Origin of the sequence: Nostoc sp. DedQUE09 (assembly GCF_034530915.1) — a bacterium.
Taxonomy (GTDB): Bacteria; Cyanobacteriota; Cyanobacteriia; order Cyanobacteriales; family Nostocaceae; genus Nostoc.
This window is the reverse complement of the sequence record NZ_JAVRCE010000009.1, coordinates 151348-164809: the sequence shown is the minus strand read 5'-3', so window position 1 is coordinate 164809 and position 13462 is coordinate 151348. Positions and strand designations below refer to the sequence as shown.

Here is a 13462-nt window from a genome sequence, read left to right as displayed (position 1 = left end):
GATAATTTCAGTTATTTACTACTTGCTTATCTCGGAAAGTGACAGAAGAGGGATAAGTAGGGGTTACTTCAGCTAATGGGGTGTTACGTTTAGTTACGTTTAGCAAAAAGATCAGGTTTGATCGATACTGAAGGATGGGCTGCTACTAAAGTGATATTTTTAGTGTCAGTTTTTACAGATGTGGTTAAAATCGTTCCTGCACTTAGGTCTTTCCTTAAGGATTTACCAACCCAAAGCGGCAGCAAGTCTAAATCCTCCCATGATTTACAAGTATTTGGAGTTTCCAGCACATACATAATAGGTAGATTGACTTCTCAAAGTAGAACTTGAATAATAAGCATTAATTCTATTTGGGTTTGCGGTTTTTCTATGCTTTGACAAGGTGATAAAAATGATTGCGCTACCTGACGTTGTGGTTGATGCTCAGATATATTCCAGCAATAATTCTGTGGTATATCGTGGCATCAAGTTGTCAGATCGCACGCCTGTTATTCTCAAAGTTCTCAAACAGGACTATCCTACGGCATCGGAACTCACCCGCTACAGGCAGGAATATGAAATTACGCGATCGCTTAACTTAGAAGGTGCAATCAAGGCATATAGTCAGCAGGAATATCAGCGCACACTCATAATTATTTTAGAAGATTTCGGTGGAGAGTCTCTGGAGAGATGGATACAGCAGCGTCCAGATTTCTGCCCTATGCCCTTATCAGCTTTTCTATCTCTAGCCATTAAAATCACAGGTATTCTGGGCAGAATTCATGCTAATGGTGTCATTCATAAAGATATCAACCCTAGCAATATTGTTTTCAATTTAGATACTGGGGTCGTTAAATTTATTGATTTCGGAATTGCTACTCGATTTAACCGCACCAATCCAACCTTCAAAAACCCTCATGTTCTAGAAGGCACTCTTGCATATTTATCTCCAGAGCAAACCGGACGTATGAACCGTTTGCTTGATTATCGTACTGATTTTTACTCCCTTGGCGTAACCTTCTACGAACTGCTGACTGGAAAGTTACCGTTTACCACAACAGACATTCTTGAACTTGTCCATTGTCATCTTGCCAAATCACCTGTTCCGCCTCATGAACTGAAGACAACGATTCCCAAAGCAGTTTCAGATATCGTTTTGAAACTAATGGCAAAGAATGCGGAGGATCGCTATCAGAGTGCTTGGGGTATTAAGGCAGATTTAGAATGGTGCGCTCAACAACTTACAGACATAAAACAAATTGATGAGATTCAATTAGGTACTCAAGACGTTCGAGATCAATTTCAAATTCCGCAAAAACTGTATGGACGCGAAGCGGAGATTGCCACATTATTGGCGGCATTTGAGAGAGTAGCCGGAATGGGCAATGTTAGCGAAGCCTACTGCCAAAGAGAGAAAAACAGAGAAAGTTCTCAATTTAATGTCCAAATGATGTTGATATGTGGCTATGCTGGAGTGGGGAAATCTGCGTTAGTGCAGGAACTCTACAAGCCCATCACAGCAAAGCGTGGCTACTTCGTTTCGGGCAAATTTGATCAATTTGGGAGCAACATTCCCTACAGCGCGATCGCCCATGCCTTGCAAAAATTGGTACAACAACTGCTGGGTGAACCTGATGAGCAGTTGAAACAGTGGCGATCGCGTCTTCTGGCAGCATTAGGTAGCAACGGACAACTCATCATTGATGCGATCCCAGAAATAGAATTGATTATTGGCAAGCAGCCACCCGTAACGGAAGTTGGAGTCACAGAAGCTCAAAATCGCTTTAATCGAGTCTTCGGGAAGTTTATACGGGTGTTTTGTTCAGAGTCACATCCGCTGGTAATATTCCTCGATGATTTGCAGTGGATAGATTCTGCGACTCTCAAGCTGATTGAATTAATGGTACTTGACGAGCAAACCCAACATCTATTTTTAATCGGAGCCTACCGGGATAACGAAGTAAATTCAACGCACCCACTCGCATTAATGCTGGAGCGATTGCGAAAAGGGGAGGTCATGCTTGGGGAGATTGTTTTGGCACCCTTAACGCTCTTGCCGTTGAGTCAGTTGATTGCTGAAACGCTGCATCAAAATATAGACACCGTTCGTGCCTTAGCCGAGTTAATGCTGCGTAAAACTGAGGGCAATCCCTTCTTTGTTGGCGAATTTTTGCGAATGCTGTGTAGCGAAAATCTGCTGACCTTTGATGCTAAACACTTATGCTGGCAGTGGAACATTGTTCAGATTCAAGCCCAGGATATTACCGATAATGTGGTGGAGTTACTACTAAGCAAGTTAAAAAAACTACCAACAAAAACACAGCAAATTCTTCAATTAGCAGCTTGTATCGGTGCTGAATTTAATTTGGATACGTTAGCGATTGTTTGTGAGCAATCCCCTAAAGCAGTTTTTCTAGATTTATTAGCAGCCATCCAAGCTGAATTAATTCAACCTTTATCTGAATTAGACGAAAACCTGTTAGTTAAAGAATATCAGTTTTTACACGATCGCGTGCAGCAAGCCGCCTACGCCTTGATTGATGAGTCGCAAAAACAAATTGTTCATCTCCAAATTGGTCGTAACCTCTTGGAAAACACTTTGAGCGAGCGACTATCAAAGCGACTGTTTGAAGTTGTCGATCATCTTAATCATGGTATTGATTTGGTTACAGATCAAGCCGAACGAACTGAAATTGCCAAATTAAATTTGATGGCAGGTCAGAAAGCAAAAGGTGCGATCGCTTATAGTATGGCTCGAACCTATTTAGCCACAGGTAGAGCATGGCTAGATCCTTCTAGCTGGCAAACCAACTATGACCTGACATTAGAGTTGTATTCAGAAAGTACAGAAGTTGCGTATTTGTGTGGCGATTTTGAGCAGGTAGAATACTGGGCAACGATCGTTCTACAAGAAGTCAAAACGTTTCTCGATACTATAAAAGTTTACGAAATCAAAATTCAAACTTATGTAGCGCAGAGCCAGCTATTAAAAGCAATTAATACTGCGCTACAAGTTTTACATCAACTAGGCATCAGCTTTCCTGAAACACCTAATCAATCTGATAGTTATTTTGAATTAAACACAATCACATCCCTCTTAGGTGAGAGAGCTATCGAGGACTTAATACATTTGCCGCAAATGACCCAGCCAGATAAGTTAGCGGCAATGCAACTTTTATCAAGCATAACAATTGCTGCCTATATTGCTGCTCCCGCTTTGATTCCTCTACTTGCATCTAAACAGGTTAATTTGTCAATCCAATATGGCAATGCTTTTGTATCTCCCTTTGCGTATGCCAATTTTGGGTTAATTCTGGGAGGGATGGTTGGAAACATTGAAACAGGCTATAAATTCGGACAACTTGCTTTAAAACTGTTGTCTCAGTCAAATAGTCATTCACTCAAAGCACGGACATTTCACCTCGTCCATTACTTCATCATTCACTGGAAGCAACACATTAGAGAGTCACTAGAACCATTGTTAGAAGGCTATCAAAGTGGTCTGGAAACTGGGGACTTAGAGTTTGCTGCCTATTGCGCTTACGATTACTGCTACAAATCCTTTGCCGTCGGTAAGGAACTTGTGGAGATCGAACGTGAGATGAAGGCATACATTGAAGGAATCCGTCAAATCAAACAGGGAGTAGTACCCAATTGGACTCAAATATTTCAGCAGTCTGTCTCAAATTTGATGAGATACTCAGCCAACAATCCAACCCTTTTAGTTGGTGAGTTTTACAATGAGATTTATGGATTGCCACAGCACGTAGCAGCAAATGATGGAACCGCAATATTCTTACTAAATTTCAACAAACTTTTCCTATGTTATTTATTTTCTGAATACGCTCAGGCAGTTAAACACTCGGCTTCTGCAAAAAGTTATTTAATCCAAGGAAGAACGACTCCGCTTGAACCTTTGTATTACCTCTATGATTCTTTAGCAAAACTGGTAACATACCCCGAAAGCAGTACCCAAGTGCAAGCAGAAATCCTCAAAAATGTTGCCTTTAACCAAAAGAAAATGAAGCAATGGGCGTACTATGCGCCAATGAATTATTTGCATAAATATCATTTGGTTGAAGCAGAGAAAGCGCGAGTTTTGGGCCAGTTGCTTGAGGCAGAAGAGTTTTACGAACAAGCAATTGCTGGAGCTAGAGAAAATGGATATATCCAAGATGAGGCATTAGCTTATGAATTGGCTGCTAAACATTATTTAGCACGAGGTCGGGAGAAAATCGCCCAAACTTACATCAAAGAAGCTCACTACTGCTATGAGCGTTGGGGAGCCACTGCGAAGGTAATAGATTTAGAAACTCGATATCCACAACTATTTTCTCAGGCGTCAGCTAGGGACGGTACGTCCATCGGCACTACTTCTGGAACCACCTCTAATCGCTCCGATGTCGCTCTAGATTTAGCGACGGTGATGAAAGCTTCCCTTGCGATTTCTCGTGAAATTGAACTCGATCTGTTGCTCACTTCCTTGATGAAAATTTTAATCGAGAACGCTGGCGCACAAACAGGGTTCTTGATTTTGGAAAACTTAGGAGAATACCTGATTGAGGCTTCTTGTGAATTAGCTGATGGTGAGAGTGTTTGTACTACGCGAGTGTTGCAATCGATCCCAACTAAAAATCACCTGCCTGAATCAATTATCCACTATGTGATTCGGACTCATGAATCTATCATTTTAAATGATGCAACTCGTGAAGGTAATTTCACCAACGACCCATATATTCAGGATCATCAAACGAAATCACTATTGTGTTTGCCACTGCTGAATCAAGGTAAGCTTGTTGGCGTGTTGTATCTAGAAAATCAATTAGCAACCGGAGCATTTACGCCGGAGCGATCGCAAGTTTTGCATCTATTATCAACCCAAGCAGCCATTGCCATCGAAAATGCCAGACTCTACTCAAAGCTGCGTGAGAGCGAAAGTCGAATGGCTCAATTTCTAGAAGCAGTTCCCGTAGGAATTGGAGTTTTGGATGCGGCGGGTCGCCTTTACTACATCAACAAAAAAGGAATTGAGCTATTAGGCAAAGAACAAGATCCTTCGGCAGCACCGGAACAGTTTGGAGAGTTTTATCAAGTTTACTTAGCAGGAACGGATTGCATTTATCCCACGGAAAAAATGCCAATAGTCAGGGCGTTGAGCGGCGATCGCACCACAGTTGATGATATAGAAATTCACCTCAACAACGCCACAATTCCCGTTGAGGTGTGGGGAACTCCGGTCTTTGACGAACAGGGCAATGTAACTTATGCGATCGCCACCTTTCAAGATATTACTGAGCGAAAACAAGCCGAGCAACTGTTAGCTGATTACAATCGCACCCTAGAGCAACAGGTCGCCCAACGAACAGCAGCTTTACAGAAAAGCGAAGCCGAATTGCGCGATGTCTACGATGAGCTTCGCTTACGAGAACAGGAATTACGAGTGATTACGGACGCTATACCTGTTTGTATCACATATATAGATGCCAACCAACGTTATCGGTTTGCCAACCGCACATACGAGGAATGGTTTGGTCGTAGTCGAGCTGAGATTCTGGGCAAGGATATTTGCGAAAACTTGGGTGAGGCGGCTTATCAAGTTGTACAACCGTACATTAATCAAGCACTGGCAGGGCAAGTCACAACCTATGAGTCAGAAATTTCCTGTGTGTTTGGCAAGAAATATATCAGTAATTTCCTCATCCCTGATTTCGATGGCAATGGCCAAGTGAAAGGATACTATGGGCTAATCACAGACATCAGCGATCGCAAACGTGCCGAAGAAGCCTCAATTTTAGAAGAACGCAACCGCATGGCACGGGAAATTCATGATACGTTAGCTCAAGCATTTACAGGCATTTTGGTTCAAGTTAGTGCAGCCATCCAAGTGCTAGAGGATGATTTAGAAGCAACACAGGCACATCTCGACATGATCGATGAATTGGCACGAATCGGGCTGAATGAAGCTCGTCGCTCAGTCACAGCACTCCGTCCTCAGTTGTTAGAGCAAGGTGATTTATCTAGCGCCCTCAATCGTCTTGTAACGCAAATGAGGTCTGCTACCGATGATACTGCTTTGATTTACGAAATTCAGGGTACAGCCTATCCTTTACCCGCCGAAGTGGAGAATAACTTACTACGAATTGGGCAGGAAGCATTGACAAATGCAATTAAATATGCAATAGCTCAGGAAATTCGCCTTGAGTTAGTGTATGGGGATGCACAATGTAGTTTGTGTATAAAAGACAATGGACAAGGCTTTGGAGTAGGTAGCGTTCCCTCTGTTGGCGGATTTGGATTATTAGGAATGAGCGAACGGGCAGAGCGAATTGGAGCGCAATTGAGAATTGAAAGCCAGCCTGGGCAGGGAACAGAAATTACTGTCATAGTCAATCAAGGATGAGAACTATGATCAACCAATCCAGTACAATTCGCGTTTTAATTGTTGACGATCACTCCATTTTCAGACAAGGATTGGCAACCATCATTAACCGCGATCCTGAAATGACGGTAATTGCTCAAGCAGAAGATGGACAACAGGCGATCGCCCTGTTTGGCGAACATCAACCGGATGTGACTTTGATGGATTTGCGAATGCCGCAGATGGGAGGAGTGGAAGCCATTAGTGCGATTTGTACCCAATTTAAACCTGCCCGAATTATTGTGCTAACCACTTATGATGGCGATGAAGATATCTATCGCGGATTGCAGGCAGGGGCCAAAGGCTATCTGCTCAAGGATGCAAAAGCCAACGAACTTCTTAATGCCATTCGCATGGTTAATCGCGGTCAGCAGTACATTCCGCCGGAGGTGGGGGCAAAGCTGGTGCAGCGAATGAGTAACCCAGAACTGAGCGAACGAGAGCTAGATGTACTGGGTTTAATGGCGCAAGGAATGAGTAATTCAGATATTGCGACTGCTCTAACTATTGGCGAAAGTACTGTCAAATCTCATGTCAATCGCATTCTTAGTAAATTGGGAGTCAGCGATCGCACTCAAGCTGTGATTATTGCGGTCAAACGCGGGATTGTTAGTTTGTAGGCTGTGCTTTCGGTTAACTTTCGATTCCAACTTTAGTTGGACTTAGTTTTCCATTGTGAGATGGGTTAAGCGATCGTCCATTCGACTCAATAAAAGTGCCAACTATGAGTGGACGACAACTCAGAGTCAATTTCCTATATTAAATTTATGCAAACACACATAGCAATCGGGTTGCAAGATTTAAGTTTGCTGAATACAGATGGCACACAGAGGAATGTAGGTGTAGTCTAACCCAGGTATCACTTGCGGTAAACATACTTCTCCTCTAGAAACACTGTTAATTATTTGTCTCACCTTCAACCCAGGATCGCCAGCAGAGTTGATGGCAGCAATTATCGCTGCAAATAATGAGGTGCTTTGATCCTCAATCCCACAATTATTAAGACGTAAAATGACGAACACCGAATTGAGTAAAAATAAAGTTGCAATTGTCAGCCGGGGCAAAGACCTCAATTGGTTCGATACAATGCCTGGTGAGCAAATGGCTATCCGCGTACCCAGCACAGATGTCGGCGGGGCTTTCACAATCCTCGAAGTGCGTGTCCCAGCGTTCTCAGGCCCGCCACTTCACTATCACAAAGATAGAGAGGAGATATTTGAAATACTTGAAGGCAGATTTCGCTTTCACTGCGCGGGTGAAGAGTTCGAGGTCGGGCCTGGAACAACGGTTGTTGTACCCCGTAAAAGCGTGCATGGATTCGTGAACCTGGGGCCGGGAGCGGCTCGGATGCTTTTCATCTTCGTACCCGGCGATATTGACGAATTCTTCCCCCAAATAGGTCAAACGCCACCTGAAGGTTGGGTTGATCTTTCATCTCAGCATGACACTTGGATCGTCGGAGCGCCCCTGTCCGCCAGCTAAAGAGGCTGCAAACGATTAAAGCTCAAAAAGCTTGAGTGTTCGCCATTGAGTGATCGCTCAATGGCGAAATAAAGCCATAAGAGCTAAAGCCAGCACACCAGATAACACCTAAAACCAACACAGGAGATGAAAACTCGTTCGGAAGGATGCGATCGCTTCTTACTAGAACAATGCCGCAAAAATGGCAAAGCAAATTGAAGTATGGCTGCCAGTATCCACTACTACCGACTACGATTTGGCGTTGTCCAGCTATTCTGCCTAAAAATCCCCCAGCTGATTGAAGATAAAATTGAGGCATTTTGTTAAATTCCAACTTTAGTTGGAGTTAGTCTTCCATTGTGAGATGGGTTAAAAGATCGTCCACTCGACTAAATAAAAGTGCCAACTATGAGTGGACGACAAATCCCAGCCGATTGCATATATTAAATTCATGCAAACACAGATAGCACAGAAAGGGATGTAGGCATAGCCCACCGCAGGTATCACTTGTGGTAAACATACTTCCCCTTGGAGGTACCAGTGAACAATGATTGTAAACACCGTTTATTATTTGTCCCACCTTCAACCCAGGATCGTAAACAGGGGATGTTAAGTGCCACTGTGGTACTGGTGATGTATGGAGATTATCAATGTCAAGAGAGTGCGGATGTTTATCGGTTGTTGAAAGTCATTGGGCGACAACTGAGTATTTCGTTGGGAGAGGATTATTTGTGCTTTATTTTCCGCCATTTTCCGCAGATACAAATTCATTCTCAAGCTTTACGTGCGGCAGAGGCGGCAGAAGCGGCTGCTGTTCAAGGTCAGTTTTGGCAAATACATGACATTTTGTTTATCCATCAACAACAGTTAGCAGATGGTTGTTTAGTAGAGTATGCCAACGATCTAGGACTTGATATCTCCCAATTTCTGCAAGATATGTGTAAGCATGTGCATCTTGAGCGCATCAATCAAGATATCGAAAGTGGCACTCACAGTGGAGTAACGGCTACCCCAGCTTTGTTTATTAATGGGATTCGATATAGCGTAGGCGTAGCCCGCCGCAGGCATCGCTGGAACCTTAAAGAGTTGATCGCAGCTATTGTCACTGCCAGCCATTAATGTTCCTGGGTTTGAAACCCAACTAATATCATGTCCGCTTGATTGCTTATTAAACCCGAAGAACCCCACCCCGCCAAAGCTATGCTTTGTCTCCCCTCCCGAAGAGCGGGGAGGGGCTGGGGGTGGGGTGCAATGACTGTGGAAATCATAACTAATTATACGGACATGATATAACAATCAGAAAGTAAGGAGTTATGCAAAGAAGAACCAGTTTTGAAAGTAAAGGTTTAAAGTGTTCCGTCACCTTTTACACTCCAGATAAAGCAGTATCGGGCGATCGCTATCCGGCGATTGTCATGGCTCATGGAATTGGCTTGACGAAAGAAATGGGACTATCGCAGTTTGCCGAGAAATTCACTCAAGCTGGGTTTGTCGTTTCGCTGTTTGATTATCGCTACCTTGGGGCCAGTGAGGGAGAGCCTCGTGGGCAAATCATTCCTACCGAGCAGCATGAAGACTACCGCAATGCCATCACTTGGACTCAACTACAAAGTGAAGTTGACCCTGAGCGCATAGGTCTGTGGGGCTTCTCCTATAGCGGTGGTCATGTACTGCATCTGGCCGCATTTGATCGGCGCGTGAAAGCGGTTGTGGCACAGATGCCTACAGTGAGTGGGTTTCTCAACTCCCGCCGCCTAACTTCTCCACTTGAACTCGAAGAACTCACGAAGCTGCTTTCACAGGAGCGGATAAAACGGTATGAAACCAAAGAGGTGAGCTACTTCCCGTTAGTTGCTCCACCCGGCCAACCCAGCGTGCTACCGACACCCGACGCTTTCAATTGGGTTGAATCGGCTAAGAGTGCCAGCGAAGGGAGATGGGAGAATCGACTCACCTTTGAATCGATTGAACACTGTCTATATTACGAACCGATTCCTCACATTGAGGCAATCTTTCCCACCCCGCTATGCCTGATTGTGGGCGAGAAGGATTTTCTTGCACCTGCCGACTTGGCCGCCGCTGTCTATACACGTGCGATGGAGCCAAAGTCTCTCACAATCTTGAAAGGCGGACACTTTGATGCCTTCGAGGGAGAGGGCTTCGAGATTGCAAGTACAACTGCCTTGAGATGGTTCGAGAAATATTTGAAATAAACCTGAAGCACCTGTTTTGTAACTAAGTTCTACCTTCGGTTGAATTTAGATTCCAACTTAAGTTGGAATCACCTACCATCTTTAGATTGACTAATTCATCAATCATACTATTGTGTAAAACTGTCAACCCTGGGTGGACTACAAGTTTGAGTCAATTTCCTATATTGAATTCATGCAAACAGCAGTAGCAAATCAGTTACAAAATTCAAGTTTGCTGGATACGAGATATTGCATACCCAAGCTTTGCTACTAACGCTAATAATTTTAAGGAGATAAATCATGACTCAGAGAACATGGCTGATTACTGGTGCTTCGCGGGGCTTGGGTGCTGAGATTGCGAAAGCAGTTCTGGCAGCAGGTGACAGATTAATTGCCACCGCCCGCAATCACAACGATTTGCAACAATTCGCAACCAGTAAAGATGCATTAGTACTGAGCATGGATGTCACCGATGAGGCTCAGGTAAAAGCCGCGATCGCTACAAGTTTAGAAAAATTTGGACAAATCGATGTGTTGGTCAACAATGCGGGATTCGGCTTGCTAGGAGCTGTCGAAGAGTGCAGTGCTGAAGAGGTTGAGAGTGTTTATCGCACCAATGTCTTCGGGCTACTAAATGTCACCCGTGCTGTGCTGCCCAGTATGCGTCAGCACCGCTCTGGACACATCATTAATTTATCGTCGATCGGTGGCTATCGCTCCTCCCCAGGATGGGGCATTTATGGCTCAACCAAGTTTGCCGTCGAAGGCATTACCGAAGCCCTGCATGGGGAGTTAGCCCCGTTGGGGATTCACGTGACGGTGGTTGAGCCAGGATACTTCCGCACTGGTTTTCTCGATAACAGTTCGCTACGTCCGAGTGCAGTGCAAATCCCTGATTATGCCCAGACGGTCGGGAAAATCCGTGACGTAGCGACTGAACTTAACTACCAACAGCCAGGAGATCCCACTAAACTCGCCCCAGCCATTTTTGAGATTGTCAACACAGACGAACCACCTCTGCGGTTACCTCTAGGCACAGATACACTTCAGACAATAGCCGAGAAGAACGCTTACGTCGAGCAAGAGACGGCAAAATGGCGAACTCTAGCTGAGTCTACCGATTTCAGATAAGGAGTGGAAAACTCAGCCATGAAAAGACAGCCTCATCTCTAGTGTTTTTGATTGCATGGGAAATACTGATAGATCAGGCAGCCTGACGTTTCAATTCGATAACAAAGACAAAATAGCGTTTTCTACACAGACTTAATCCAGAAACAGGTTTTATGAAAAAATACACCACCGCCCCCCACCGTAAATTACTAATTAGCTTTGGATTAATTGGCTTTGGTTTGATGATAGCCACCGCAGCACCTGTGGCCAGTGCGAAAGCCGAGCCAAAGCAAGCAGAGATTCGCAAGATTGTGCAATCTAATCAAAGCCAGAATAAAGAAATAGTACGCGAAGGCTTTGCTAAATGGGCAAATAACACTGGTAGTTTCTTCGATCTGCTGGCTGATGATGTGGAATGGACGATTACAGGCAGAAGTCCAATTTCCAAAACCTACACCAGCCGCAAGCAGTTTTTGGAGGAAGCCATAGTACCAATTAACGAGCGATTGAGCGCCAGAATAGTACCCAGTGTCCGAAATATTTATGCCGAGGGCGACACGGTAATTGCCTTATGGGATGGAACAGGAACAGCCAAAGACGGCAAACCCTATACCAACACCTATTCCTGGTATATGACCATGAAAAACGGGCGTATTGTCAAGGTAGTAGCATTCTTCGATACCATTGAGCTTACCGATCTGTGGCAACGCATTTCTGTAAGTAAAAAGAATTGACAAACTATTGAAATTCAAGGCGATCGCTAACATTTTCAAAACAAAGCAATGATGAGGTTGAAATCGCACCGATCGCGACACCTTTTGGACGGCATTCCACCGTTGCTGAGGTAGTAAAAGGAATCGATCTCTCTAGAAAGCGAGCGACCATTACTGGAGCAGCATCAGGTATTGGCGTAGAGACGGCGCGGGCACTGGCTTTGACTGGGGCTGAAAGTTATTCTGGCTGTGAGCGATCGCACCTTCAAATCCGCACCACTGTGAATGCCAAGCGAGTGCATTTTAGCCCCAGTCACCTCTTCAATCCCGTGAAACTTCTCAATCGGCAGTTGCTCTACAAATGCAATTGCTTCCTCTGGTAAAATCACCGTTAGTCCATTGGGTTTATTCTGGCCTAATGCCATTTTTGCTAGGAACTTGTTAATCGACACACCCGCAGTTGCCGTTAACTTCGTTTCTTCAAAAATTGCAGTTTTAATATATCTTGCAATCGTAGAAGCGTAGGTAATGTTTTGCCTATTCTCAGTAACATCCAGGTATGCTTCATCTAGCCATTGGTGTCAACTTAAGCTAAAATGCTTATTCCACAGGCGTTTTACCCCCCTTAATCCCCCCTTATAAAGCAGCAGGGCTGATTCATTCCATTTCAAACAGGATTTGTCAAGATGGTTAGCAAGAAAATTGTAAGTAAGCGTGACGAAGAGATGAATATTTAAGCACTGAAATATCAGTAAAATAGTTGGTTTCATCGGCACGCTAGTAACAAAATAACTAATTTTTAATTGCTAGAACCCTTGATTTTTAAAGCTCTTTGGGGAATGAAACAGCCCTGCCCTTATAAAGGGGGGAAACAAGAAACTCCAGTTCCCTCCCCTTTGCAAGGGGAGGGTTAGGGTGGGGTAACGCAGATCGTGATGGGAAGCCAGAGAACTGAATATCACGTTTTGACAAGGGTTTCACGTTAAGTTGACACCAATGTTCATCTAGCGCAACCCCTTCCACTAAATGAGTGTACCGTTTGAATTTGGCGTGAATTGAAGTGGAAATCTCTCGGTAAACGTCGAATCTGGTATGACAAAGATAAGCCTGCTTAATATTTTTTTACGAATCAGCTCTTAGAGATAACTTGTATACAAGACTCATATTTTAAAAACCAAATTGGCTTTTAAAATATGAAAAGCTCTGTATTTGAAGTTGTTGACTAAGATATGGTAGCAATCCAGTATCGGGATCTAATAGAATTTGGCGAACTATTGGTATTTGTATCATAAATACTCTACAAGTTTTAAATTAAACGTTTCCTTTCCTAACAATTTCACCAGATTCAGCACTTTGAGACATCCATCAAACTGACGAAACTTACCTCAATCACTCTAGCGATTTACTTAAAACATCTTTGGTGCCGCTTTCTTGCCAGATACTTGCTAAGTCCCCAACTAAGGGAGCAAAGGCTGTGGGGGCAATACGGTTCGGTTAAGACATCTCTTTGCCCTTGACAGCAGAGGAGTTCATGGGCATAGCTATGCACCCCTACAAATGCGTTCAAGACTGAATCTTGGGTTGAAAGG

Annotated in this window: 12 protein-coding genes and 1 pseudogene; 7 read left to right on the top strand and 6 right to left on the bottom strand. The window is 43.9% G+C overall.

Translation table 11 applies throughout. The features are described from left to right. Nucleotides 1-89: 89 nt before the first annotated feature. Nucleotides 90-290, bottom strand: coding sequence for a hypothetical protein (locus RMY27_RS08705; protein WP_322662257.1), 201 nt, complete (start codon nucleotides 288-290; stop codon nucleotides 90-92). A gap of 101 nt (nucleotides 291-391) precedes the next feature. Between RMY27_RS08705 and RMY27_RS08700 the strand changes: the two genes are divergently transcribed. Further along, nucleotides 392-6379 carry an AAA family ATPase gene (locus tag RMY27_RS08700; protein ID WP_322662255.1) on the top strand — a complete coding sequence of 1996 codons (5988 nt, stop codon included), beginning with the start codon at nucleotides 392-394 and terminating at the stop codon, nucleotides 6377-6379. Nucleotides 6380-6387: 8 nt separating this feature from the next. Continuing rightward, complete coding sequence (locus RMY27_RS08695; protein ID WP_322662269.1) at nucleotides 6388-7017, top strand: response regulator transcription factor; 630 nt, start codon at nucleotides 6388-6390, stop codon at nucleotides 7015-7017. Between the two features lie 180 nt (nucleotides 7018-7197). Here RMY27_RS08695 and RMY27_RS08690 read toward each other — a convergent pair whose 3' ends face one another. Continuing rightward, nucleotides 7198-7419 (bottom strand): hypothetical protein, encoded by a 222-nt coding sequence (locus RMY27_RS08690; RefSeq protein WP_322662252.1) that lies wholly within the window; start codon nucleotides 7417-7419, stop codon nucleotides 7198-7200. Here RMY27_RS08690 and RMY27_RS08685 point away from each other — a divergent pair. Then, a complete protein-coding gene (locus RMY27_RS08685; RefSeq protein WP_322662250.1) occupies nucleotides 7409-7879 on the top strand; it encodes a cupin domain-containing protein in 471 nt (156 codons plus the stop codon). The genes RMY27_RS08690 and RMY27_RS08685 overlap by 11 nt on opposite strands. A gap of 22 nt (nucleotides 7880-7901) precedes the next feature. Here the strand turns inward: RMY27_RS08685 and RMY27_RS08680 are convergent, their stop codons facing one another. Further along, on the bottom strand, nucleotides 7902-8177 hold the full coding sequence (locus tag RMY27_RS08680) for a hypothetical protein (RefSeq protein WP_322662248.1): 276 nt from the start codon (nucleotides 8175-8177) through the stop codon (nucleotides 7902-7904). A gap of 221 nt (nucleotides 8178-8398) precedes the next feature. On the opposite strand from RMY27_RS08680, the gene RMY27_RS08675 reads away from it, so the two are divergent. The 4 genes from RMY27_RS08675 (at nucleotide 8399) to RMY27_RS08660 (ending at nucleotide 11894) form a co-directional block, all read left to right on the top strand. After that, nucleotides 8399-8977 carry a DsbA family protein gene (locus tag RMY27_RS08675; RefSeq protein ID WP_322662246.1) on the top strand — a complete coding sequence of 193 codons (579 nt, stop codon included), beginning with the start codon at nucleotides 8399-8401 and terminating at the stop codon, nucleotides 8975-8977. Between the two features lie 194 nt (nucleotides 8978-9171). Continuing rightward, entirely contained in the window at nucleotides 9172-10071 is a 900-nt protein-coding gene (locus tag RMY27_RS08670) for an alpha/beta hydrolase (RefSeq protein ID WP_322662244.1), read from the top strand. 279 nt (nucleotides 10072-10350) lie between these two features. Beyond that, nucleotides 10351-11181, top strand: coding sequence for an oxidoreductase (locus RMY27_RS08665; protein ID WP_322662242.1), 831 nt, complete (start codon nucleotides 10351-10353; stop codon nucleotides 11179-11181). 152 nt (nucleotides 11182-11333) lie between these two features. Then, nucleotides 11334-11894, top strand: a complete 561-nt coding sequence (locus RMY27_RS08660) for a nuclear transport factor 2 family protein (protein ID WP_322662240.1) — start codon at nucleotides 11334-11336, stop codon at nucleotides 11892-11894. Nucleotides 11895-11898: 4 nt separating this feature from the next. Here RMY27_RS08660 and RMY27_RS08655 read toward each other — a convergent pair whose 3' ends face one another. From RMY27_RS08655 to RMY27_RS08645, 3 genes and pseudogenes are all read right to left on the bottom strand, one after another. Next, entirely contained in the window at nucleotides 11899-12045 is a 147-nt protein-coding gene (locus RMY27_RS08655; RefSeq protein WP_322662238.1) for a hypothetical protein, read from the bottom strand. 13 nt (nucleotides 12046-12058) lie between these two features. Further along, the gene (locus RMY27_RS08650) at nucleotides 12059-12298 is read right to left on the bottom strand and encodes a hypothetical protein (RefSeq protein WP_322662237.1); all 240 of its coding nucleotides are present in this window, start codon (nucleotides 12296-12298) and stop codon (nucleotides 12059-12061) included. A gap of 6 nt (nucleotides 12299-12304) precedes the next feature. Beyond that, a pseudogene (locus RMY27_RS08645) lies at nucleotides 12305-12436 on the bottom strand (DNA polymerase IV); the annotation flags it as partial. Nucleotides 12437-13462: the final 1026 nt, after the last annotated feature.